The sequence below is a fragment of the Sphingomonas sp. S-NIH.Pt15_0812 genome, from assembly GCF_003951315.1.
Lineage (GTDB): Bacteria > Pseudomonadota > Alphaproteobacteria > Sphingomonadales > Sphingomonadaceae > Sphingomonas.
The window spans coordinates 58130-83656 of the sequence record NZ_QLJH01000001.1 but is presented as its reverse complement, the minus strand read 5'-3'; the positions used below and the strand labels follow the sequence as shown (position 1 = coordinate 83656).

The following is a 25527-nucleotide window of genomic DNA, read 5'->3' as shown; positions in this document are numbered from 1 at the left end:
CGCGCTCCGGCCGGGGCCGGAGCGCAGGCACCTATCGCCCCGTCAGCGTCACCCCGCCGGTGATCCCCGACGCCGCCCCCGGCGCCGCCTCGACCAGCAGCACGACGCGCCGCTCGCCCGTGCCGGCCGGCAAGGGCCCCTCGAACGGTGCGGGGGCGGCGGCGTCCTTCACTGCCACCTTGCGGCCGTCGATCCAGAGTTCGGCGCGACCCGTCACCTCGGCGAAGCGCAACATGCCGCCCTCCGCCGCCGTGCGCCGCCACGGCGTCACCGTGCCGCGATAGAGCCGCCACCGCCCTGCCGGATCGGCCGGCACCGCCAGGCTGCCGCGCTGGAACGCCCAGCTGTTATTGTCGCCATCCGCCGGGGCGAGGTCGGTCGCCGGCCGCTCGGCAAAGGCCGCCGAGCGCCGCCATTCGCGCAAGGCCTGCGCCGCCGGGGTGACCGGCACCTGCGCGCGCGGCGGCACCGCCAGCCGGTCGATCACCAGCCGTGCCGGCTTCAGCCCGTCCGCCTCGGCGCGCATCACGATCCGGCCACGTCCGGCCTCCGCCTGCAGGATCGCCTGCGCCAGGCCGTTGAACAGCGACCGCGCGCCGCCCTTTTCCGATTCATGGCTGTTGGGATCGCCATTGCCGACGCCGATGATGGTCGCGCCCTCGACCGTGAATCGGGTCGGCAGGTTGGCGGTCGGCACGTGCCGGCCCCGCGCGTCGACCGCGTCGATCGTGACCGGCTGCACATCCTCGTCGTCACCGGCCATCACCGTCCGCGCCGGGGTCAGGCGCAGCGCGACCGGCGGCCCCGACGTCTCCTGCGCCGCGCGCGCCACCTCCCGGCCGCCGCTCAACGCCACCGCCTCGATCCGGCCGGGGGCATAGGGGACGGTCCAGACATTGCCCGTCAACCGGTCAACCGCCTGCGTGCCCAGGTCGCGGCCATTCAGCCGCAACCGCACCTGCTCGGCATTGCTGGCCACGAAGACGCGGATCGGCTGCCCCTCCTTCCCCGCCCAGTTCCAGTGGGGCGCCAGCCCGACCACCGGCGCATCGTCGGTCCAGGCGGCGCGGTGGATGTCGAACGCGGTCTTGGGGAAGCCGCACAGGTCGAGGATGCCGAAGAAGCTGGAGATGGTCGGCCAGGCATAGGGCGTCGGCTCGCCATGATAGTCGAAGCCGGTCCAGACGAAGCCGCCCGCCACGAACGGCCGGTCCATGATCGCCTTCCACGTCGCGCGGTGCGTGCCGCCCCAGGAGGCGGCCTCGTCGTCATAGGAGGTGAGGACGTGCTTCGCCGGATCGCTGGCATAGGCGCCGCGCGTCTCGAACGCACTGGTATCCTCCGAACTGGTCAGCGGCCGCTGGGGGTAGAGCTGGTGGAACTTGTCGTAATCACCCTGATAATAGTTGAACCCGGTGACATCGACCACGCTCGACACATTGACCGGATCGAAGAAGCTGCCGTTCATCGCCGCCGTCACCGGCCGGCTGTCGTCCAGCCGGTGGACGGCATGGGCCATGCGCCGCACCATCTCCGCGCCCGCCTCGGTGCCCTGCATCGGCTCCTCGTTGAACACCGACCACAGGATGATGCTGGGATGGTTGCGGTCGCGCCGCACCATCCATTCCAGCTGCGCCGTCGTCTCCGGCGCGGGATTGAACTGGCGGTTCTCGTCCATCACCAGGAAGCCCATGCGGTCGCACAGGTCGAGGAACTCGGCGGCGGGCGCATTGTGCGAGCAGCGGATCGCGTTGCAACCCATCGCCTTCAGCCGTTCCAGCCGCCAGCGGATCAGCGCATCGGGCACCGCCACGCCGACCCCGGCATGGTCCTGGTGCAGGCAGACCCCCTTCAGCTTCACCGATCGACCGTTGAGGAAGAAGCCCTTCTCCGCATCGAAGCGGAGCGTGCGGAAGCCGATCGGGATGCGCCGTTCGTCGACGCCCGTGCCGTCCGCGATCACGCGGGTGACGACGCGGTAGAGGGTCGGCCGCTCGACCGACCAGAGCGTGGGCGTGCCGGCGGCCAGCGTCATGGCGGCGACCGCCTCGTCCAGCGCCGCGACCGTCGCCTCGGTCGCGGCGGTGGCGAGGCTGCGGCCATCGGGCGCGAACAGTTCCGCCTCGACCCGCACCGTCCTGGCCTCGCGCGCGACGCTGGACAGGGTGACCGCGACCGGCACCCGCCACTGCCCGTCCGTAGCCTGGCGGGGATCGCAATGCACACCGTCCGTCGCGATCGCGACCGGCGCGCGGCGGATCAGCCAGACATGGCGGTAGAGGCCGGCGCCCTCATACCACCAGCCCTCCATCGCGTCCGCATCGACTCGCACGGCGATCACGTTCATCTCGTCGCCGAAGCGCGCGAACGGGGTCAGGTCGATGTTGATCGTGTTGTAGCCGGACCAGTTATGCGCGACCAGGCTGCCATTGACCCAGATGGTGGCATGGGTGGCGATGGCGTCGAACTGCAGCTCGATCCGCTTGCCGCGATCCGCCGGGTCCAGCCGCAGCGTGCGGCGATACCAGCCGATCCCGCGCGGGCGATATCCCTGCGAGACATTGGCGGTTTCCACGAAGGGCTGGAACGAGGCCCAGTCGTGCGGCACGCGCACCGCCTGCCAGTCCGAATCGTCATAGGCCATCGCCGCCGCGCCGGGCGCATTGCCCGCCTTGGCGAGCAGATAGGTCGCCTCGTGCGTCGTCGCGGGCGGCGGGACGATGTCGCCCGGATGGAACAGCCAGCCGCGCTCCAGCAGGGTCCGGTTCGGGTCCTGCACCGCCAGCGCCTCGGGCAGGTCGCGGGACGGGGCCGGCATCGGCAGCGCGCCGCCCTCCCCCATCGCCGGCCCGGCCGGGGCGGCATCGCCGCGCCCCGCCAGGGTGAGAGCGCCCAGACCAGCACTGGCCGACAGAAGCTGGCGTCGATTCATGGCGTTACATCCCCCGGACGTTATAGATCATATATCCGATAATTCGGCCACGAAGTCATAGGCATCGCCACGATAATAGGAACGGGTAAATTCGGCGGCGCGGCCATCTTTCAGGAATCCGCGCCGTTCGATCAGCAGGCCGGGCTGGCCATTGTCGACGCCGAGCATCTTGGCATGATCGGGGCCGAAGGGAACGGCGCGCAAGCGCTGCAAGGCGCGTACCGGGCGACATCCCGACTTCTCCAGCGCCGTGTAGAGCGACTCCCCGACCGCGCCGACCGAGGGCAGGCAATAGCCCGCGATGGTCGAGAATTCGAGCGCCATGGGCTGGTCGTCGGCATAGCGGATGCGCTGGAAGCGGAACACCGGCGCGCCCGGCGACAGGCCCAGCGCCATCGATTCCTCGGGCGAGACGGTGCCCGCCGCGCGCGAGATCCAGCTGCTCGACGCCGACTTGCCGCGCGCCGCCATGTCCTCGGAAAAGGAGGAGAGTTTGGAGAAGCTCTTCTCGACCCGCCCCGCGACGAAGGTGCCGGCCCCGCGTCGGCGGGTCAGCAGACCGTCCTCGACCAGCCCCTCGATCGCCTTGCGCACGGTGATGCGCGAGATGCCATATTCGGTCGCCAGGTCGCGTTCGGCGGGGATCGCCTCGCCCTGGGTCAGGACGTTGTTGCCGATCGCGTCGCGGATCAGCTGCTGGAGCTGGAGATAGAGCGGCGAAGGGTGATCCTCGCGAATCTGCCCGACCTGATCGGAGAATGCCATGCGTGTTCCAGTCCTTGCCATGTCGCCCGGCGACATCGTCGGACCCGCGCCACCGCCCCTCGAACGGCCGGTATGCTACAAGCGCGTCGGAACGGCAGCTTTGTCAAGACCTTTCCGGACCGATCCCGTGCCACCCGAGAATCGGACGATGCACAAATGCCGGGCTGACCTGTGTTGCGATCGTGAACCGGTTACAGTCCTTCGATGATATCAATGCGATACCGCGCACTCTCGTCGCAATCGTTACCGCCGGGCCAGCCCCTTGCAGATAATATCCTTACAAAACATCACTTTAGACCATTGCCGCACCCCTGTAATACAACCGTAATTTCGGATGGCGGAGTGGATACATATTGGTTATGTTACCGGTCGCACCCAATGGACCGACGCGACGATCGGCCGGGGGCGCGACCATCCGCCAGTCGCGGATGATGCAGGGCTTTTGGGGGGAGCGGCGCGACTGGCGCATCTCCGGATTTGGGGAATGCTATGCGCTTTCGGCATCTGATCTTGGTCACCACCGCCATGGCGGGCTTCGCGGGCGCGGCCCATGCGCAGCAGACGCCGCCACCCGAGACGTCCGCGAACAGCGAGACGCCGAGCGAGGCGAGCGACGACATCGTCGTCACCGGCATCCGCGGCAGCCTGCGCGAGGCGATCAACGTCAAGCGCCAGGCGAACGCCGTGGTCGACGTTATCACCTCCGAGGATGTGGGCAAGTTCCCCGATCGCAACGTCGCCGAATCGCTGTCGCATATCCCCGGCGTCAGCATCGACCGTCGCTTCGGCGAGGGCGAGAAGGTCGCGATCCTGGGCACCGATCCGGCGCTCAACCGCATGCTGCTCGACGGCCATGCGCTGGCTTCCGCCGATTGGGGCGGCAACGACAACGACCCCAGCAGCCGCACGTTCAACTATTCGCTGCTCGCGCCCGAGCTGGTCGACCGCCTCGAAGTGTACAAGTCGCCCGAGCCGCGGATCGAGGAAGGCAGCCTGGGCGGCACGGTGATCGTGCGCACCCGCCGGCCGCTCGACCTGCCGGCCAACTCGATCTTCGCCTCGGGCGGCTATTCGTACAATGACCGTTCGGAAAAGGGCAATGTCCGCGCGTCGGGCCTCTACAGCTGGAAGAACCGGAGCGAGACGTTCGGCATCCTCGGCGCGGTCACCTATGACAAGCAGAACCTGACCCGCGCGGGCGTCGAGTTCTTCGGCTATCAGAGCGGCGCCGATTTCTTCCAGAAGAACAGCGACGGCAGCGTGGTGCGCGACGCGTCGGGCCAGGGCGTCCTGAAGAACCCGAATGCGACCGTCACCGGCGGCAGCAAGAACGACCTGATCAACGCCGTCGCGCCGTTCGGCATCAACTATGCCTATTTCCAGCAGCAGCGCCAGCGCATGAGCGTGTCCGGCACGGCGCAGTTCCGCCCGACCGAACAACTCACCTTCACGCTGAACGGCCTTCACATCGACGGCAACTACAACAACTACAGCCAGTCGATGTACACCATTCCGGTCGCCTGGACCGGCAACGTGCTGCAGACGGCGAACGTCGCGAACGGCGTGGTCAATTCGGCGAGCTTCGCCGCCGCGACCAGCCAGAGCGCGCAGCTCGACACGCTGGTGCGTCACACCAAGCTGAAGACCGACAACATCAATGTCTTCGGCGACTGGGAAGGCGACAACGGCGCGAAGGTCAGCTTCGCCGGCGGCTGGTCGAAGGCCACGGGCGGTCGCAATCCGGAATATCTGTTCAACGTGCAGACCAAGCTGCCGTTCAGCTACGCCTTCGGCAATGACTCGGCCGAGGTGAATTTCGTCGGCGACCCGACCAATCCGGCCAACTACTTCACCAATCCGAACAACAATCCGGCGCAGATCGAAGGGCGTCCGGTGATCGTGGGCGGCACGCAGCTCAACGCCGCCCAGATCGGCGGCCTGGACTATAGCGTCACGACCGATCGCGACATCTTCGGCGGCTATGACGCGGTGATCCCGGTGTCGTTCGGCCCCTTCACCCAGTTGCTGCTCGGCTCGCGCGTGACCGAGCATGTCAACCGCGTCGACGCGCGCGGCATCAACACCTATCTCCAGAGCTCGAAGCTCGCATCGCAGCTCGGCGTCACCACGCTGGTGACCCCGGACGGCGTCTTCTCGGGCAGCGGCGGCACCGGCAACGCGACTCGCTATCTCAACCTGCCCGAGCAGGCGGTGATCGACATCCTGGCCAATGCGATCAACAGCCCGCTCGTCAACAAGATCGGGGCGTCGACCCGCGTCAAGGAAACCGTCGCGGCGTCCTATGCGCAGCTCAACTTCGACCAGGGCGGCTTCCGCGGCAATATCGGCGGCCGGCTGGTCTATACGCAGGACGTGTCCGACTATGCGCTGACGCTGAGCGGCGTGGTCAATCCGGTGCCGGTGCCGACCCGCACCACGACCGACTACCTGAAGTTCCTGCCCAGCTTCAACATCGCCTATGAAGCCGGTGCGCATCTGATCTTCCGCGGCTCGGTGGCCAAGGTGATCTCGCGTCCGCGCTATCAGGATCTGGCGGCGGCGACCTCGCTCAACGACGTGACGCTCGACGGCGGCGGCGGCAACCCGAACCTGAAGCCCTATGAGTCGGTCAACTACGAGCTGACCGCGGAATATTATCCGCGCGCCGGCACGCTGCTGGCGGCCGAACTGTTCCGTCGCGAGATCAGCAACTACATCATCAACACGCGCACCAATGCCGAGTTCTTCAACTCGCTGCAGAATCGCCTGACGACCTATAGCGTCAACCAGCCGATCAACGGCGGCAAGGCCAAGGTCAACGGCGTGCTGGTGTCGGCGCAGAGCGAGATCTGGGCCGGCTTCGGTCTCCAGGCGAATTACAGCTATCAGGACAGCAGCACCTCGTCGGTCGATTCGAGCGGCGCGGAGCTGAACCTGCCGTACCTGTCGAAGCATACCGTGAACGTGATCCCCTATTTCGAGAGCGGGCCGTTCCAGGCGCGTCTGAGCTACAATTACCGCAGCTCCTATTTCCGCACGATCGGTCGCCTGAACTCGCGCGAGATGGTCGCGCCCTATAGCCAGCTCGATTTCTCCGCGAGCCTGAACCTGACCAAGGACATCTCGATCGCGGTCAACGCGCAGAACCTGCTCGACGAGACCTATCGCCAGTATAACGCCACCCCGGACCGCCCGACCGCCTTCTACAAGAACGGCCGGACCTTCGCGGCGAGCGCCACCTTCCGCATGTAATCCGGACCTCCCCTGGCGGGACCGCATCGACACGGTACGGTTCCGCCATATCCGGGCTCCGGCGTTCGCGCCGGGGCCCTTTTTTTGCTTGAAGGGATCAACGGCATGGACGCGGCCGCCCGGCTTCGTCATGATACCTGACCATACCAAAACGAAACCAGGGGGCCGGTCATGATCCGCAACGCGTCGCTTCTTCTTGCCACGACGTTGCTCGTGTCGGCCGCAACCGCCGGGGCGCAGACCGCGCCGCTGCCCCTGGTCCCCATGCCGCAATCCGTCACCCGTGGCGCGGGCAGCTTCACCGTCAGCGACGGCGCGCATGTCGGCACCCCTGCCGGTGACGCCGGGGCCGCCGCCGCCGCCCGGCTGCTCGCGGCGCATGTGAAGACGGAGCGCGGCCTGACCCTCGCCCCCGTTCAGGGCGATGCCCCGATCCGCTTCGTCCGCGATGCCGGCGTCACCGGCGAAGAGGCGTATCGGCTGGATGTCGATGGCCGGGGCATCCGCATCGCCGCCTCCGGCGATCGCGGCCTGCTCTACGGCGCGATGACGCTGGCGCAGCTGATCAGCCCCGACCGCGCCTTCGGCAAGCCGACGGCGGTGCCGGCGCTCGCCATCGCCGATGCGCCGCGCTTCGCCTGGCGCGGGCTGATGATCGATCCGGCGCGCCATTTCCAGCCGATCGAGTTCCTCTACGGCATCGTCGACCAGATGGCGGCGGTGAAGCTCAACACGCTGCATCTCCACCTGACCGACGATCAGGGCTGGCGGTTCGAGGTGAAGCGCTATCCGAAGCTGACCGAGATCGGCGCGTGGCGCACCCCCCCGTCGAGCGGCGGCGCGCCGGGCCCGCGGGTCGGCGGCTTCTACACGCAGGCGCAGTTGCGCGGGCTGGTCGCCTATGCGGCGGCACGCGGCGTCGCCATCGTGCCGGAGATCGACCTGCCCGGCCATGCCCAGGCGCTGGTCGCCGCCTATCCCGAGCACGGCGTCCTGGGCGACCGGCCGGCGGTCAGCCATGACTGGGGCGTCAATCCCTACCTCCTCAACCCGCAGGCCAAGAGCGTCCGCTTCATCGAGGATATCCTCGACGAGCTGATGGCGGTGTTTCCCGGCACCTATATCCATCTAGGCGGCGACGAGGCGGTGAAGGACCAGTGGGAACGCTCGCCCCAGGTGCAGGCGCAGATGCGGGGGCTGGGCCTCAAGACCGAGATGCAGATGCAGAGCTGGCTGATCGACCAGTTCGGCGCCTATCTGGCCGCCAAGGGCCGGCGGCTGATCGGCTGGGACGAAATCCTGGAGGGCGGCCTGCCCGCCTCCGCGTCCGTCATGTCGTGGCGCGGCGAGAAGGGCGCGGTGGACGCCGCCAATCAGGGGCATGACGTGGTGCTGTCGCCCGCGCCGACGCTCTATTTCGACAGCCTGCAAAGCGACCGGGGCGACGAGCCGCCCGGCCGGCTGTCGATCCAGACGCTGGCCGATGTCTACAAATACGAACCGATGCCCGCCGGCATCGCCCCCGACAAGGCGCGCCACGTGCTGGGCGCGCAGGCGAACAGCTGGAGCGAGTATCTGGTCACCCCCTATCAGGTGCAGCATGTGATCTTCCCGCGCGCCGCCGCGCTGGCGGAGATCAGCTGGTCGCCCAAGGCGGCCCGCGACTTCACCGGCTTTCTCGACCGGCTCCAGCCGCAGATCGCCCGCTGGCGGCGGTCGGGGATGGAGGTGGCGGACAGCGCCTTCGCGGTCGGCTATACGATCCAGGGCAGCGCCGCCGACGCGTTGCGCGCGAACCGCGTGACGGTCGCGCTGGCGACCCAGGCGGGCGCGGGCACGATCCGCTACACGCTGGACGGCAGCGTGCCGACCGCCCGCGCGCATGCCTATGCCGCGCCGCTGTCGCTGACGCCGGGCGCCACGATCCGCGCCGCCGCCTTCGGACCGGACGGTGCCGCGCTGGCGACGGCGCGCGACTTCGCCACCAGCCGCGCCGCGCTGATGACGCGCGACGCCAGCCAGTTCACCGCCTGCCCGCGCGGGGCGCTCGGCCTGCGCGTGCCGCTGTCGTCGGAGGCGACGGCGAATGCGCCCGCCTTCAACGCCAATATCTTCGACACCTGCACCGCCTATCCGGCCGCGCCGCTGTCGCTGTCGGACGGCTTCACGGTCGAGGTCGCGCGGCTGCCGCGCCACTATGGCTTGGCGCACGACATCACGAAGGTCCGCCAGCATTACAATGTCACGCCCTATGGCGAGCTGGTCCTGACCGCCGGCTGCCCGGTGACGGACGGGCCGAAGCGGCCGGTGCTCGCCACCTTCCCGCTGCCCGATCCGGCCAGCGCGCCCAACCGCTTCCGCTTCACCGGCACGCTGCCCGCCGGCCTGGCGGATGGAGATATCTGCATGCAGTTCACCTCGCCGACATCGGACCCCTTTTATGCGGTCGAACGGATGCAACTAACGGAGCGCCGCAAGTGAGGCTGGGTCGCCTGCTCGGACAGGCCGCGCTGATCGTCCTGCTCGCCGCGCCCGCGCTTGCCGCCCCGCGCGACACGATGTCGCTGGACACGGGCTGGCAGGTCCGGCTCGACCCCGCCGATGCCGGCGCGATCAAGGCGCATCCGCGAGAGGCGCGCTGGCTGCCCGCCTCGGTCCCCGGCAGCGTGCAGCAGGATCTGATCGCCGCGCATCGCGTGCCCGATCCCTTTATCGGCACCAATGAGGGCGCGATCCAGTGGGTCGGCCTGTCCGACTGGCAGTTCCGTACCAGCCTGACCGTCACGTCCGCGATGCTGGCGCGGGACCATCTCGACCTGGTGTTCGACGGGCTGGACACGTTCGCGACGGTGCGGGTCAACGGCACGGTGCTGCTGACCGGCGACAATGCGCACCGCCGCTGGCGCGCGGATGCCAAGGCGCTGCTCAAGCCCGGCGCGAACGAGGTCCTGGTCACGATCGCCTCGCCGATCCGCCACCTGCAACCGATGGTGCTGGCGGAGAAGAACCCGCTGCCCGGCGAATATGATTCCGCGTTCGGCGACGAGCCCAAGGGCAAGCAGACCTCGCCCTATATCCGCAAGCCCAAATATCAATATGGCTGGGACTGGGGCCCGCGCATCGTCACCATCGGCCTGTGGCGGCCGGCACGGCTGGAGGCCTGGGACGATGCCCGGCTCGACCGGTTCCGCGTCGCGCAGGAGGCGCTGACCGATACGGAGGCGCGACTGACCGCCCACGCCACCGTCGTCGCCGACCGGGCCGAGGCGGTGACGATCCGCGCGATCGTGACCACCCCCGATGGCCGCACCCTGACCGCCGAGCGACAGGCGAGCGTCGCGGCGGGCCGCAACGATGTCAGCGTGCCCCTGTCGATCACCCAGCCGCAGCGCTGGCAGCCGGTCGGCTATGGCGCGCAGCCGCTCTACACCGTCGCGGCGACGCTGGCGGCGAAGGGCGAGGTGGTCGACCAGGCCCGCCGCCAGATCGGCCTGCGCACCGTGACGCTCGACCGCAAGGACGGCGCGTTCGGCTTCGTCGTCAACGGCACGCCGATCTTCGCCAAGGGCGCGAACCTGATCCCGTTCGACAGCTTCCCCGCGCGCGTCACCGCGCAGACGATGCAGTCGCTGCTCACCGCCGCGCGCGACGTGAACATGAACATGATCCGCGTCTGGGGCGGCGGCTATTATCTGGACGACAGCTTCTACGAGATGGCCGACCGGATGGGCCTGATGGTGTGGCAGGACTTCATGTTCGGCGGCGCGGTCACGCCCCCCGACGCCGCGTTCCGCGAGAATGTCCGGGTCGAGGCGGACGAGCAGGTCGCGCGACTGGGCGACCATCCCTCGATCGTGATCTGGACCGGCAACAACGAGGTGCTGTCGGGCTGGGAGAACTGGTCCGATCGCAAGGCATATAAGAAGGCGATCGGCCCCGATGGGCAGGAGCGGATCGGCACCGGCATGGCGGTGCTGTTCGACCGGGTGCTGCGCGGCGCGGTGACCGCGAACAGCCCCGGCACCCCCTATATGCCCGGATCGCCTTCCAGCGATTATGAGGGGCCGGTGGATACCGACGCCAATGGCGACCGGCATTTCTGGGATGTCTGGTCGGGCTCCAAGCCGGTCGAGAATTATCTCGATTCCTGCCCGCGCTTCATGTCCGAATATGGCTTCCAGTCGATGCCCGCGATGGCGACGATCCGGGGCTTCGCCGGCAAGGGGCCGCTCGCCGCCGACAGCGCGGTGATGAAGGCGCACCAGAAGTTCCTGGCCGGCGAGGGCAATGCCCGGCTGCAATTCTATATCGACCAGCGGCTGCGCCCGGCGAAGGACTTCGCCGACTTCGTCTATCTGACCCAGGTCAACCAGGCGCAGGCGATCGACCTCGCCGCCCGCCACCACCGCGCCTGCCGGCCGGTGACGATGGGCTCGCTCTACTGGCAGCTCAACGATGTCTGGCCCTCGATCAGCTGGGCGAGCGTCGATTATGACGGGCGGTGGAAGCTGCTCCATTATGCCGCACGCCGCTTCTTCGCAGCCCAAGCCATCGTCGCCGAGCATAAGGACGGGGCGACGCGCGTGACCCTGGTGTCCGACGCCACCACGCCGACGCCCGCCCGCTGGCGGCTGACGGTGCGCGACATGGCCGGCGCGGTGCTGTCGACGCGCGAGGAGGCGGCGACGCTCGCCCCGCTGTCCGCCGCCACCGTCGCGACGCTCCCCGACGCGACGCTGTTCGGCGATGCCGCCCCGGCGCAAAGCTATGCGGTGGCCGAGCTGTTCGTCGGCGACCGGCGCGTCAGCCGCGTGCTGGTCGACCGGCTGGCGCCCAAGGACATGGCCCTGCCCGACCCCGGCATCGTCACGACCTGGTCGGGCGACAGCGTCACGCTGACCGCGCGCAACCTGGCGCGGGACGTGATGCTCGATGTCGGCGCCTTCACCGGCGGCCAGCCCTCCGACAATGGCTTCGACCTACTGCCGGGCGAGAGCGTCACCGTCCGCCTCCCCGCCGCCGCGCGCAAAACCCTGACGATCCGGACCCTTGCCCGATGATGATGCTCGCCCTGCTGCTCGGCTCCGCCGACCCCGTCGCCGCCGCCGTGGCGACGATGACGCCCGAACAAAAGGCCGCTCAGTTGCAAAGCACCGCGCCCGCCGATGCGGCGGCCGGGCTGCCCGCCTATGACTGGTGGAACGAGGGGCTGCACGGCCTCGCCCGCAACGGGCAGGCGACCGTCTTCCCCCAGGCGATCGGGCTGGCGGCGACCTGGGACGTCGCGCTGATGCAGCGCGTCGGCACCGTCGTCTCGACCGAGGCACGCGCCAAGTTCAACGCGAGGCCGGTGAACGCCGACCGGCGCATCTATGAAGGGCTGACGATCTGGTCGCCCAACATCAACATCTTCCGCGATCCGCGCTGGGGCCGGGGCCAGGAAACCTATGGCGAGGACCCCTATCTCACCGGCGCGCTCGGCGTCGGCTTCATCCAGGGCCTGCAGGGCCCGGACCTCGCGCATCCCCGCGTCATCGCCACGCCCAAGCATCTGGCGGTGCATAGCGGGCCGGAGGCGGGGCGCGACAGCTTCGATGTCGATCCCTCGCCCCGCGACGTGGAGGCGACCTATCTGCCCGCCTTCCGGCGCACGCTGACCGAGGGCAAGGCGCTGTCGCTGATGTGCGCCTATAATTCCATTCACGGCACGCCGGCCTGTGCCGACGCGCCGCTGCTCAACGAGCGGGTGCGCGGGGCCTGGGGCTTCAAGGGGTTCGTGGTGTCGGACTGCGACGCGGTCGCCAACATCCACCTGTTCCACCATTACCGGCTGGACAGCGCCGCCGCCGCCGCCGCCGCGATCCGGGGCGGCAACGACCTGAATTGCGGCACCACCTATGCCGCCCTGCCCGAGGCGCTCAAGCGCGGGCTGGTGACGCCGGCCGAGGTCGACACCGCGCTGGTCCGCGTGCTGCGCGCCCGCCAGCAACTGGGCATCGCGTTCGGCGCGACCAGCCCCTGGAGCCGGATCAAGCCGAGCGCGGTCGCCACCCCGGCGAACCGCGCGCTGGCGCTGGAGGCGGCGCGCAAGTCGATCGTGCTGCTCCAGAACCGGGGCGACCGCCTGCCGTTGAAAGCCGCCACCCGGATCGCGGTGATCGGCGCGAATGCCGACGATCTGGGCGTGCTGGAGGGCAATTACCACGGCACCGCCATCGCCCCCGTCACCCCGCTCGCGGGCCTGCGCGCCAGGTTCGGCGCGGTACGCTATGCGCAAGGATCGGTACTGGCGGACGGCGCGGCGGTCGTGCTGCCCGAAACGGCGCTGCGCGCGAACGGCCAGCCGGGCCTTGCCGCCAGCTACAGCGTCGGCGGCAGGACGGTTCTGACGCGGCAGGAACGCCGCATCGACGTCAACATCAACCGTAGCGCCCCCGCCCCCGGCCTGCCCGCGACCGGATATGTCGCGCGCTGGACCGGCGAATTCGTGCCGCCCGGCCCCGGCCAATACCGGCTGGTGCTCGACCAGGCGCAATGCTGGAAGGACTGCAAGACCCACGACACCGCGCGCGTGACGCTGGGCGGCAGGACGCTGCATGACGGCCCGTTGCCCAAGGGGCGCGTCGAGCTGACCGTCGACAGCGACGGGACCGCACAGCCCTTTACGATCGAGCTGAACCACCAGTCGGAGGATGAAAGCTTCCGCCTGCTCTGGCTGCCCCCGGCCGAACCGCTGATCGCCGAGGCGGTGGCGGCCGCGAAGGACGCCGATGTCGCGGTGGTCGTCGCCGGCCTGTCGCCCGACCTGGAGGGCGAGGCGCTGTCCGTCTCCGTCCCCGGCTTCGTCGGCGGCGACCGCACCGATATCGCACTGCCCCTGCCGCAGCAAAGGCTGCTCGCCGCGCTCAAGGCGACGGGCAAGCCGATCGTGCTGGTGCTGGCGAGCGGCAGCGCGGTGGCGGTCGATCCCGCCAGCGCCGATTCGATCCTGTCGCTCTGGTATCCGGGCGAGTCGGGCGGCGCCGCGCTGGCCGATGTGCTGTCCGGCGCGGTCAGCCCGTCCGGCCGCTTGCCGGTGACCATCTATCGCCAGACCTCGGACCTGCCCGCCTTTGTCGATTACGGGATGAAGGAGCGGACCTATCGCTACTTCACCGGCACGCCGCTCTGGGGCTTCGGCCATGGCCTGGGCTATGCGACCTTCCGCTACGGCCAGCCAAGCGCCCCCGCCAGCATCGCCGCCGGGCAGGATCTGACCGTCGAGACGGAGGTGTCCGCCACGGGTCCGCGCGGTGGCGACGAGGTGGTGCAGGCCTATCTGGTGCCGCCCGCCGCGACGGCCGCGCCCGGCCTGACCGACCCGGTGCTGCAACGCCAGCTCGTCGGTTTCCGCCGCGTGTCCCTGGGCCAGGGCGCGCGGACCAGGGTGCGCTTCACCGTCGATCCCCGGGGCATGAGCATCGTCGAACGCGACGGTCGCCGCCATGTCGCGCCGGGCGCGTACCGGCTGTGGGTCGGCGGCGGCCAGCCGGGCGACGGGCCGGGCCAATGGCTCGACTTCGCCGTCACCGGCACCGACCAGGATCTGCCGAAATGATCGTCTCGCGCCGTTCCATGATCGCCGGCACCGCCGCGCTCGCCGCCACGCCTGCCCTCGCCGCCGCCAAGCCGGACTTTGCCAGCAAGCGCCCCGCCCCCGCCGACCGCCGCTTCACCAGCCGCGCGGTGGAGCGGGAACTGGCGCAGGTCTCCGCCCGGATCGGCGACGCCAAGCTGCGCTGGATGTTCGGCAACTGCTATCCGAACACGCTCGACACCACGGTGAAGATGGGGATGGCGGACGGCCGGCCCGACGCCTTCGTCATCACCGGCGACATCCCCTGCCTGTGGCTGCGCGATTCCGCCGCACAGGTGAAGCCCTATCTGCATCTGGCGAAGGGCGACGCCGATCTGCAACGGCTGTTCCGTGGCCTGATCGGCCGCCAGTCGCGCTCGATCCTGATCGACCCCTATGCTAACGCCTTCATGGAGGACCCGAGCGCGCCGACCAATCTCGAATGGTCGCTGAAGGACACGACCGAGATGAAGCCCGGCGTCGCCGAGCGGAAATGGGAGGTGGACTCGCTCTGCTACGCGATGCGGCTGGCGCATGGCTATTGGCGCGCGGTCGGTGATCCGGCCCCGTTCGACGCGACCTGGGCGGCGGCGGCGCGGGCGATCCTGCGCACCTTCCGCGAGCAGCAGCGCAAGCATGGCCCCGGCCCCTACAGCTTCCTGCGCAGTTCGAACCGCAACATCGAGACGATGCCGCTGGGCGGCTGGGGCAATCCGGCGCGGCCCAACGGGCTGATCCAGTCGGGCTTCCGCCCCTCCGACGATGCCTGCCAATATCCCTATCTGATCCCGTCCAACCTGTTCGCGGTCACGAGCCTGCGCGAACTGGCGGTGGTCGCGAGCGAGGCGCGCCACGACGCCGAACTCGCCCGCGAGGCGACCGCGCTGGCGGCGGAGGTGGAGGCGGCGCTGCGCCAGCATGGCACGATGCGGCTGCCGAACGGCGAGACGGTCTGGGCCTATGAGGTCGATGGCTATGGCAATGCGATGTTCATGGACGACGCCAATGTCCCGTCGCTGTCTGGCCTGGGCTATCTGGGCTGCGTGTCGATGACCGATCCGCTGTGGCAGCGGACGCAACGCGCGGCGTGGAGCGAGGCCAACCCCTATTTCTTCCGCGGCCGCGCGGGCGAGGGGATCGGCGGCCCGCATGTCGGCCTGCGCTGGATCTGGCCGATGTCGCTGATCGTCCGCGCACTGTCCGCCACCGACGATGCGACGATCCGCGCCTGCCTCCGGACCCTGCGCGACACCGATGCCGGCACCGGCTTCATCCACGAGGCCTTCGACCAGGACGATCCGGCCAAGTTCACGCGCCACTGGTTCGCCTGGGCCAATGGCCTGTTCGGCGAGCTGATCGTCACCCTCGCGCGCACCCGCCCGCATCTGCTCCAGGATTTCGCATGACCCAGCTGTCGCGCCGCTCGCTCCTGTCCTCCTCGGCGCTGGCCGCCTGCGCGCTGCCGTTGCCCGCTTTGGCCCGGCCGGCACAGGGTCCGGCGGCGGCGAACCTGTTCATCGGCACCGGCGGCCATGGCCATACCTATCCCGGCCCCACCCTGCCCTTCGGCATGGTGCAGCTCGGCCCCGATACCGACGTCGAGCGGTGGGACGCCTGTTCGGGCTATCACCGCACCGACACGTCGATCATGGGGTTCAGCCACACGCATCTGTCGGGCACCGGCATCGGCGACATGCTCGACGTGCTGGTGGTGCCGACGCGGGGACCGGTGAAGCTGCTGCCCGGCACGCTCGCCGCGCCGGAGACGGGCTATCGCCAGCGCTTCACCGACGAAGTGGTGGAGCCGGGCTATTATGCCGTCACGCTGCAATCGGGCGTCCGGTCCGAACTGACCGTGACCGAGCGGACCGGCTGGCACCGCCACCGCTTCCCCCAGGGGCCGGGCCATATCCTGGTCGACCTGTCGCACCTGATCCATGACAGTTCCGACAATCCGCCGCTAATCACCGACGCGACGCTGGCGATCGAGCCGGACGGCAGCTTGAGCGGCGGCCGCACCGTCCATCGCTGGGCCAAGGGGCGGCGCATCTATTTCGCGATGCAGGCGTCGCGCGCGCCCGACCGCATCACCCTGTACGGCGACGACGATGCCGAACAGCCCGCCGGCACCCGCGCGGTCGCGGGCAAGCGGCTGAAGGCGGTGCTGCATTACGACGATGCCGGCGCCTCGCCGATCCTGCTCCGCTGCGGCATTTCCGGGGTCGACGTGGCCGGCGCGCGCCGGAACCTGGCGGCCGAGGCGACGCACTGGGATTTCGACCGCACCCGCCAGGCCGCGCAGGAGCGCTGGGCCGGGCATCTCGCCGCGGTGCAGGTGACCGGCGGCACCGTCGACCAGCGCACCATCATGGCCTCCGCTCTCTATCACGCGCAGCTCGCCCCGACGCTCTTCTCCGATGTCGACGGCCGCACGGTCGGGCTGGATCGCAAGGTCCACCAATTGCCCGCCGGCGAGCGCGCCTATTCGACCTATTCGACCTGGGACACGTACCGCGCGCTCCATCCGCTGCTGACCCTGATCGCGCCCGATCGCGTGCGAAGCCTGGTCGGCGACCTGATCCGCCAGACGCAGCAGAGCGCCTATGGCCCGCCGGTCTGGCCGCTCCAGGGGGTGGAGACGGGGACGATGATGGGATGGCATTCGCTGCCGATCCTGGCGGAGGCGCAGGCCAAGGGGATCCCCGGCGACTATGCCGCCGCCTGGCCCGCCATCGCCAAGCGCAGCTTCGACTGGTCCGCGCCCGATCTCGACAACAGCAAGGGCCGCGATCTTTATGACGCGATGGGCTATGTGCCCGCGGACAAATGGAACGAAAGCGTCAGCCGGACGCAGGAATATGCCTATGACGACTGGGCGGCCGCGCATCTCGCCCGCGCCGCCGGACAGACGGCGGCGGCGGAGCGGCTGCGCAAGCGTTCGGGCAATTGGCGCAACGTCATCGACGGCAGGATCGGTTTCGCGCGGCCCCGCTTCGCCGACGGCAGCTGGTGGACGCCCTATGACCCCATCCAGCTCGGCCATATGCCCAAGCCCTGGTGGCGCGACTATACCGAGGCCAATGGCTGGCAGGCGACCTTCCTGAACCAGCATGACGTCTATGGCCTGATCGCGCAGATGGGCGGCGATGCGACGTTCGAGGCGAAGCTCGACGCGCTGTTCACCGCGCCCTCGACCCTGCCCGACAATGCGCCGCCCGACATCAGCGGGCTGGTCGGCCAATATGCGCATGGCAACGAGCCGGACCAGCACGCCCCCTATCTCTACGCCTATGTCGGCGCGCCGTGGAAGACGCAGGCGATGGTGCGGCGGCTGTGCACCGAGATGTACAGGAACGATCCCGACGGCATCATCGGCAATGACGATTGCGGGCAGATGAGCGCCTGGTTCGTGCTGTCGGCGCTGGGCTTCTATCCGGTCGATCCGGTCGAGGCGGTCTATGTCTTCGGCTCGCCCCTGTTCGAACGGGCGACCGTCCGGCTCGGCGGCGGGCGGACGCTGACGGTCGAGGCGCCGGGCAACGGCCCGGACACGCCGTACATCCGCGCGGTACGCTGGAACGGCAAACCCTGGACGAAGAGTTGGATCCGCCATGGCGACTTGGCCCGGGGCGGCACGCTGACCTTCCTGATGGGCGCGCAGCCCAACCGCGCCTTCGGCCGCGCCAAGGCGGACCGACCGCCGTCCAACGGCCATATGGCCGGCTGATGCGGCGGCGGGGGGCGTGATGCAGGGTTACAAGGCGATGGAGTGCGCGGAAGCCGTTCTTCCCTTCTGTTCCCCGGCGAAGGCCGGGGCCCAGTCGGGGGACGACTGTAATGATCGACAGCGCTCCATTACCCGAGCCTTCCCAACTGGGCCCCGGCCTTCGCCGGGGAACGGCTCCCGGTCGCGCCTCTCTCCCCATGTTCCTGCAAAGGCAGGAGCACGAAGGCCATGCTGATCGCCGCCCTGTCCCTCGCCATCGCGGCGTCCTGCGTCGCCACCGCCCCCGGCGGCGAGATCGCGGCGGCGCTGCTCGAACGGCGGCTGGCGGAGCGGATCGACCGGTGCGGCGACCTGCACGTGCTCGTGGCCCCGGCCGCCCGCGTGCGCGCCGCGCTGCCCGCCGCCCGGCGCCGCCGCTGGCGCATGCCGACCCTCGGCCGCGAGAGCTATGCGGTGCGCAGGATCGGCTCCTCCATCGTCATCACCGCCCGCGACACGCGCGGGCTGGTGTACGGTGCGGGCTGGCTGCTGCGCCATCTGGACGTGGCGGACGGCGCGCCCCGCCTCACCGCCCCGGCGAACGTCACCCTCTCGCCCCGCTTCGCGACCCGGCTGACCCAGATCGGCTATCGCCCCAAGAACAACAGCTACGATGCCTGGACGCTGGCGATGTTCGAGCGGCGGATCGAGGATTTCGCCCTCTGGGGGGCGAGCGGCGTGCAGATCATCGCGCCGGTGTCCGACGACGAGGCGAGCAGCCCGCTCTTTCCCGCGCCCCCGCGCGAGACGTTGGCCGGCATCGCCCGCATCACGCACAGGCTGGGGCTCGACGTCGCGCTCTACTATCCGGAACTCGGCGACTATCGCAAAGCCGAGCAAGTCGAAGGGGAGGTCGCGGCCTTTACCCGGGTGCTGGGCGACCTTCCCCAGGTCGACGCGCTCTACGTGCCCGGCGGCGACCCCGGCCATACCGATCCCGACCATCTCTTCCCACTGGTCGCCCGGCAGGCGGCGGTGCTGCACCGGCGCAACCCTGCGGCGCCCGTCTATCTCTCCACCCAGGGATTCGATGCCGCCGGGCTGGACGCCTTCTACCGACAACTCGACCGGCGGCCGGACTGGCTGGCGGGCGTGTTCGTCGGGCCGCAGACGCGCGACCCGCTGCCGGTGCAGCGCCGGGGCATCCCCGGCCGCTATCCACTGATCCTCTATCCCGACATCGCGCACACCATGCATGCGCAATTCCCGGTGCCGCAATGGTGGCCCGAATTCGCGCTGACCGAGGGGCGCGAGCCGATCAATCCCCGTCCCCGCGCCTATCGACTGATCGCCGAGCGCTTCCTGCCGCTGACCCAGGGGTTCGTGACCTATTCGGAGGGGGTCAACGACGATTTCAACCAGCTGCTCTGGTTCCAGTTCGGCTGGTCGCTCGCCACCGATCCGCACGACGTGGCGCGGCAATATGCGCGGATGTTCATCGGCGACCCCGCCGCCGCCGCCCTGCCCTTCGCGCTGGAGGCGAACTGGACCGGCGATCCGGCGGCCAATACCGGCATAGACCGCACGCTGGCGCTGACCGACCGGGTCCGCCCCGCCCGCTTCGCCGACTGGCGGATCGACAGCCTGCGCTACCGGGCGGTCTATGACGCGATCGTCCGCCAGCGCACCATCGCCGCCCGCCAGCGCCTCGCGGCGGTCCGGGCCGCTCCCGATGCCGCCAGCGCCCGCGCCGCGCTCGACCGGCCCGACGGCGCGGCGGTCGCGCCCTTGCGCGCCCGGCTCTTCGCGCTCGCCGAGCGGCTGTGGCAGCAGGCGCGGCTGCAACTGAGCGTCACGCGCTACGGTGCGACCACGATCGAGCGCGGGGCCAATCTGGACCGGGTCGATGTCGACCTGACCGGCCGCTCCGCGATGCTGGCGGCGCTGGCCAGGGGCTTCCCCCTGCCCGACCGCCGCCGCCGGGCGGAGGGCACGCTCTACGACGATCTCGGTCGCCCGGATGCCGAGCCGCATCTGGTGCGCGGAACCGGCTTCGCCGCCGATCCGCAGATGTACGATACGGCGATCGACGGCATCGCCGACCGCACGCCGGAGGATGGCTGGCCGCTTCCCGCGCTCGACTATGCGGAGGCGCTCTACGACCGGCCGATCCGGCTGCATTATGCCGGGCTCGACCCGCATCGCCGCTATCGCCTGGTCGCGACCTATGCGGGCGAGGATTACACCCTGCCGATGACGCTGACCGCCAATGGCCGCTACACGCTCCAGTCCGCCTTCGCCCGCACGTCCAATCCGATGACGGTCGAGATCGCGATCCCGCCCGCCGCCACCGCCGGCGGCACGCTCGACCTCGCCTGGACCCGGCCGCCCGGCATGGGCGGCAGCGGGCGCGGCCATCAGGTCGCCGAGACCTGGCTGATCCCCGAACCCCTTTCCTCCTCCCCGATTGCCGGAGTGCCATGATGACCGACCTGTCCCGCCGTTCCCTGATCGCCTCCGGCATGGCGACTGGCATGGCCGCCGGCCTGGCCGGCCCCGCCGCCGCCGCGACCGGCACGCCGCGCCCCTGGGGGGCCACGCCCTCGCCGCGCCAGCTGATCTGGCACAAGCGCCAGCAATATGCCTTCGTCCATTTCTCCATCAACACCTTCACGGGGCGCGAATGGGGGCTGGGCGACGAAAGCCCCAAGCTGTTCAACCCGACCGACTTCGATCCCGACCAGATCGTCGCGGCGGCCAAGGCGGGCGGGATGACCGGTATCATCCTGACCGCCAAGCATCATGACGGCTTCTGCCTGTGGCCGACGATGCTGACCGAACATTGCATCCGCAACAGCCCGTACAAGAACGGCAAGGGCGATGTGGTCGGCGAGATGGAGCGCGCCACCCGCCGCGCCGGCCTGTCCTTCGGACTGTATCTGTCGCCCTGGGACCGCAACCACGCCGACTATGGCCGGCCCGCCTATATCGACTATTTCCGCCAGCAGATCGTCGAGCTTTGCACCCGCTACGGCAAGCTGTTCGAATTCTGGTTCGACGGGGCCAATGGCGGCGACGGCTATTATGGCGGCGCGCGCGAGACGCGGAAGATCGATGCGCCCCGCTATTACGACTGGCCGAAGACGATCGCGCTGGTCCACCGATATCAGCCCGACGCCTGCACCTTCGATCCGCTGGGCGCGGACATCCGCTGGGTCGGCAACGAGAATGGCGTGGCGGGCGATCCCTGCTGGCCGACCATGCCGAACCATCCCTATGTCCAGTCGGAGGGAAATAGCGGCGTGCGCGGCGCACCGCTCTGGTGGCCGGCGGAAACCGATGTGTCGATCCGGCCCGGCTGGTTCTATCATGCCGACGAGGACGCCAAGGTGAAGAGTCCGGCGCGGCTGGTGCGATTGTTCGATGAGTCGGTCGGGCGCGGCACCAATCTCAACCTCAACCTGCCGCCCGACCGGCGCGGGCAGCTGGCCGCGCATGACGTGGCGGTGCTGAAATCCTTCGGCGACGCACAACGGGCCAGCTTCGCGACCGACCTGGCCCAGGGCGCGGTGGCGAGCGCCAGCCATGTGCGCGGCCCCGCCTTCGCCCCCGCCCGGGTGCTGGACGGACGCGACGATAGCTACTGGTCGACGCCCGATGGCGTGACGACGCCGACGCTGACGCTCGACCTGCCGCCGAACCGGCCGTTCGACCTGATCCGCCTGCGCGAACATCTGCCGCTCGGCGTGCGCGTGACGCGCTTCGCGGTCGAGGCGGAGACGGACGGCCGCTGGCAGCGGCTGGCCGAGCATGAGTGCATCGGCGCGCAGCGGATCATCCGCCTGCCCCGGCCGATCAGCGCGCGCCGCCTGCGCCTCGTGGTGCTGGAAGCCCCGGTCTGCCCGGCGATCAGCGAAGTGGCGCTGTTCCGATCGGTCGCGCCGGTGCCCGTCGCGCCGCCCGCCGCGCGCGAGGACCAGGTGCTGACCGGCAAGGGCTGGACCGTGGTCGCCGCCTCCGCGCCGGGGGCCGAGGCCATGCTGGACAATGATGTCGCCACCGCCTGGACGACGCCCGCGCCGACCGCCGCCGCGCCCGCGACGCTGACGCTCGACCTGGGGCAGGCCCGCGATCTGGCCGGCTTCTCGCTGACGCCCGAGCGCAACCCCACGCCCAACGCCGCCCCGCCGCGCGGCTACCGCGTGGAAACGAGCGTCGACGGCCGGGCCTGGACGGCGGCGGGCGAGGGCGAATTCCCCAACATCGCCTATGCCCTGGCGACGCAGCGCATCCCCTTCCCCGCCCCGCGCCGCCTCCGCTACCTGCGCTTCACCTTCGCCGCGACCGCCGTGCCGGCCGCAAAGATGGCGGTCGCCGATATCGGGGCATTCGCGGGATGACGCATTCCTCCCCGCGCAGGGGAGGAATATCGGGCCGTCAGAACCAGGCGCGGACGCCCAGCACCAGCGCCGCGCCGCCCGCATCCTCGCCCCGCCCCCGCGCGTAGCGGGCGGTGGCGCCGGTGCGGCGCTCCCAGTTCGCCCCGACATAGGGCGCGAACTCGCGGGCGAATTCGTAGCGCAGGCGGAGGCCCGCCTCCGCCGTCGACAGCCCGGCCCCGATGCGGCGGCCGGGCATGTCCTGCGCGGCGAGGTTGAACTCGACGCGCGGCTGGAGGATCAGCCGCTGCGTCACGCGCTGGTCGTACCAGCCCTCGACCCGGCCGAGCAGTTCGCCGCGATCCGACAAGAACAGCGCGCCCTCCACGTCGAACCAATAGGGGGCCAGCCCCTCGACGCCGACCACCGCATAGGTCCGCCGCGCGCCGGCACCCAGATCCTGGCGCAGGCCGGCCTGCAGGTTCCAATAGGGATCGACGCCGCGCGAATAGAGCGCCTGCACCTCCGCCGTCTCGACCCGGCTGCGGAACGCGCCCTCGCCCTCGCTGCGCACCACCAGCCGGTGGATGTCGCCGCCGAACCAGCCCTCGCCGTCCCAGCGATAGGAGTCGCGACCGGCGCGCGGCGACACCTCCGCCAGGTTGAACAGGATCTGGCGGAAGGCCATGCCGCCATGCTCGCGCCGCATCGCCCGGTCGGCGGCGGCCATCGCGCCGGGATCGTGGAAGCGGTCGGCGGCGCGGTCGGTCGGGGCCGGCGGTGGCGGCGCGTCGCCGGCCGGCTGGTCGGTGCCGGCCGGCGGGGCGGCCTGCGGCCGGCGCGTGCAATGCCCCATCGCTTCATGCTCCGGCGGACAGGACGGATCGACACTGGCGGGCCGGTCCTGCGCCATGCCGGGCATCGCGTGCATATCGTGCTGCGGCGGCATCACGGCCAGCAGGAGCATCGCTCCGATCACGCCGCCGCTCCCGCCGCGTCCGGGCGGACGGTGACGACCTGCATCATCCCGGCATGCATGTGATAGAGGAGATGACAGTGGAACGCCCAGTCGCCCAGCGCATCGGCGGTCAGGTCGAAGGTGGCGGTGCCGCCCGGCGCGACGTTGATCGTATGCTTGCGCGGGGCGTGATCGCCATGTCCCGTCACCAGTTCGAAGAAATGGCCATGCAAGTGGATGGGATGCGCCATCATCGTGTCGTTGACCAGCGTCACGCGCACCCGCTCGCCCTGGCGGAACGGGATGGGCGCGGTGACGGCGTTCATCTTCACCCCGTCGAACGCCCACATATAGCGTTCCATATTGCCGGTCAGGTGGATCTGGAGCTGGCGCGTCGGCGCGCGGCCATCCGGATTGCGCGCCAGCGCGACCAGGTCGGTATAGACCAGCACCCGGTGGCCGACATCGGCCAGCCCCTGCGGCGGATCGCCCATCCGGTCCATCGGCATCGGCGACACGGTCTGCACCACGACCGTCTTCGGCAGGCCGGGCGCATTGGCGAAGTCGCGCATCTTGTGGCTCATGGCGGGCATCGCCGCGCCGCCGGCCGGGGCGCCGGGCGTGCAATGACCCATGGCGGCGTGTTCGGGCGGGCAATCGGCGGCGGCCGGCCCGTCATGCTTCATCGCGCCATGATCCATGCCCGCCATCGCCCCCATCCCCATGTCGGTCATGGTGGCGAGCGGCCGGCGGCGGAGCGGCGGCACCGGCGCGGTCAGGCCGGCGCGCGGAGCGAGCGTGGCGCGCGCCATGCCCGACCGGTCCCACGCCTCCGCCACCAGCGCATAGGCGCGCGGCTCGGCCGGGCGGACCAGCACGTCATAGGTCTCCGCCACCGCGATCTGGAGCTCGTCGACCGTCACCGGCCGGACATTCTGCCCGTCCGCCTGCACCACCGTCATCGCCAGGCCCGGCAGGCGGACGTTGAAATTGGTCATCGCCGACGCGTTGACCAGCCGCAGCCGCACCGTCTCGCCCGGCCCGAACAGCCCGGTCCAATGGTCCGCCGGGCCATGGCCGTTGACCAGATAGGTATAGGTCGATCCGGTCACGTCGGACACGTCGCTGGGGTCCATCCGCATCCGGCCCCAGTCGATCCGATCCTCGAGCTTTTGGTCGCGGCCGGCGAGCAGGCCCGCCAGCGTCTGTTTCTGGTAGTTGAAATAGCCGCCCTGCTGCTTCAGCTTGGCGAAGATGCGGTGCGGATGCATCGCGCTGTGATCGGACAGCACCACGACATGCTCGCGGTCGCTCCGCACCGGATCGGGGCCGGCGGGGTCGATCACGATCGGGCCGTAATGCCCCATCTGCTCCTGCAACCCGCTATGGCTGTGATACCAATAGGTGCCCGACTGGATCACCGGAAAGTCATAGGTGAAGGTCTTGCCCGCCGGGATGCCGGGAAAGCTGATCCCCGGCACGCCGTCCATCTGGAAGGGCAGCAACAGCCCGTGCCAGTGGATCGAGGTCTCCTCGTCCAGCGCATTGGTGACGGCGATCCGCACCCGCTGCCCCTCGCGCAGCCGGAGGAGCGGCGCGGGCGAGCCGCCATTGATGCCGATCCGGTGCGCCGGCCGGCCGTCGATCATGCCGTGCAGCGATTCGACGCGCAGCGCGATCTCCTCGCCCGACAGGCTCGGCAGCGGCGCGGCGATCCCGGCGGAGACGGCGCGCGCCCAGCCGGGCACCATCGCCGCGCCACCGCCCAGGGCGGCATCGCGAATAAAATGTCGGCGGGAAAACAGGGTCATCGGACGGATCGATCCTCGGTACGCTACCGGTAGCGCCCGCCCCCTAGCCCGGCGCACCTGAACGCGGCCATGCCACAGGACGCCCCCGTTCGATAGAGACTGGCCCGCT

At 69.9% G+C, this 25527-nt stretch carries 12 protein-coding genes; 8 read left to right on the top strand and 4 right to left on the bottom strand.

The window, feature by feature from the left end; genetic code table 11:
- Positions 1-31: 31 nt before the first annotated feature.
- Positions 32-2932 (bottom strand): beta-galactosidase GalA, encoded by a 2901-nt coding sequence (galA, locus tag BRX43_RS00280; protein WP_125992821.1) that lies wholly within the window; start codon positions 2930-2932, stop codon positions 32-34.
- A 27-nt stretch (positions 2933-2959) separates the two neighbouring features.
- The gene (locus BRX43_RS00275; protein WP_125992820.1) at positions 2960-3697 is read right to left on the bottom strand and encodes a GntR family transcriptional regulator; all 738 of its coding nucleotides are present in this window, start codon (positions 3695-3697) and stop codon (positions 2960-2962) included.
- Positions 3698-4186: 489 nt separating this feature from the next.
- On the opposite strand from BRX43_RS00275, the gene BRX43_RS00270 reads away from it, so the two are divergent.
- The 8 genes from BRX43_RS00270 to BRX43_RS00235 all read left to right on the top strand — a co-directional run bounded on the left by BRX43_RS00270 (position 4187) and on the right by BRX43_RS00235 (position 22670).
- Positions 4187-6949, top strand: coding sequence for a TonB-dependent receptor (locus tag BRX43_RS00270; protein ID WP_125992819.1), 2763 nt, complete (start codon positions 4187-4189; stop codon positions 6947-6949).
- 171 nt (positions 6950-7120) lie between these two features.
- The gene (locus BRX43_RS00265) at positions 7121-9430 is read left to right on the top strand and encodes a family 20 glycosylhydrolase (protein WP_125992818.1); all 2310 of its coding nucleotides are present in this window, start codon (positions 7121-7123) and stop codon (positions 9428-9430) included.
- Positions 9431-9432: 2 nt separating this feature from the next.
- Positions 9433-12009: a glycoside hydrolase family 2 protein gene (locus tag BRX43_RS00260; RefSeq protein ID WP_241214700.1), complete on the top strand. Its 2577-nt coding sequence runs from the start codon at positions 9433-9435 to the stop codon at positions 12007-12009.
- Positions 12006-14546, top strand: coding sequence for a glycoside hydrolase family 3 C-terminal domain-containing protein (locus BRX43_RS00255; RefSeq protein WP_346962840.1), 2541 nt, complete (start codon positions 12006-12008; stop codon positions 14544-14546). The genes BRX43_RS00260 and BRX43_RS00255 overlap by 4 nt, the downstream gene beginning before the upstream one ends.
- Positions 14543-15970 carry a glycoside hydrolase family 125 protein gene (locus tag BRX43_RS00250; RefSeq protein ID WP_206433052.1) on the top strand — a complete coding sequence of 476 codons (1428 nt, stop codon included), beginning with the start codon at positions 14543-14545 and terminating at the stop codon, positions 15968-15970. The genes BRX43_RS00255 and BRX43_RS00250 overlap by 4 nt, the downstream gene beginning before the upstream one ends.
- Positions 15967-18291: a GH92 family glycosyl hydrolase gene (locus tag BRX43_RS00245; protein WP_125992817.1), complete on the top strand. Its 2325-nt coding sequence runs from the start codon at positions 15967-15969 to the stop codon at positions 18289-18291. The genes BRX43_RS00250 and BRX43_RS00245 overlap by 4 nt, the downstream gene beginning before the upstream one ends.
- Positions 18292-18519: 228 nt before the next feature.
- On the top strand, positions 18520-20754 hold the full coding sequence (locus BRX43_RS00240; RefSeq protein WP_125992816.1) for a hypothetical protein: 2235 nt from the start codon (positions 18520-18522) through the stop codon (positions 20752-20754).
- Positions 20754-22670: an alpha-L-fucosidase gene (locus tag BRX43_RS00235; RefSeq protein WP_125992815.1), complete on the top strand. Its 1917-nt coding sequence runs from the start codon at positions 20754-20756 to the stop codon at positions 22668-22670. Before BRX43_RS00240 ends, BRX43_RS00235 begins: the two co-directional genes overlap by 1 nt.
- A 37-nt stretch (positions 22671-22707) precedes the next feature.
- On the opposite strand, the gene BRX43_RS00230 is transcribed toward BRX43_RS00235, so the two are convergent.
- Both BRX43_RS00230 and BRX43_RS00225 read right to left on the bottom strand, forming a co-directional pair.
- Positions 22708-23628, bottom strand: coding sequence for a copper resistance protein B (locus tag BRX43_RS00230; protein WP_241214684.1), 921 nt, complete (start codon positions 23626-23628; stop codon positions 22708-22710).
- A complete protein-coding gene (locus BRX43_RS00225) occupies positions 23625-25418 on the bottom strand; it encodes a copper resistance system multicopper oxidase (RefSeq protein WP_125992814.1) in 1794 nt (597 codons plus the stop codon). The genes BRX43_RS00230 and BRX43_RS00225 overlap by 4 nt, the downstream gene beginning before the upstream one ends.
- Between the last annotated feature and the right edge of the window lie 109 nt (positions 25419-25527).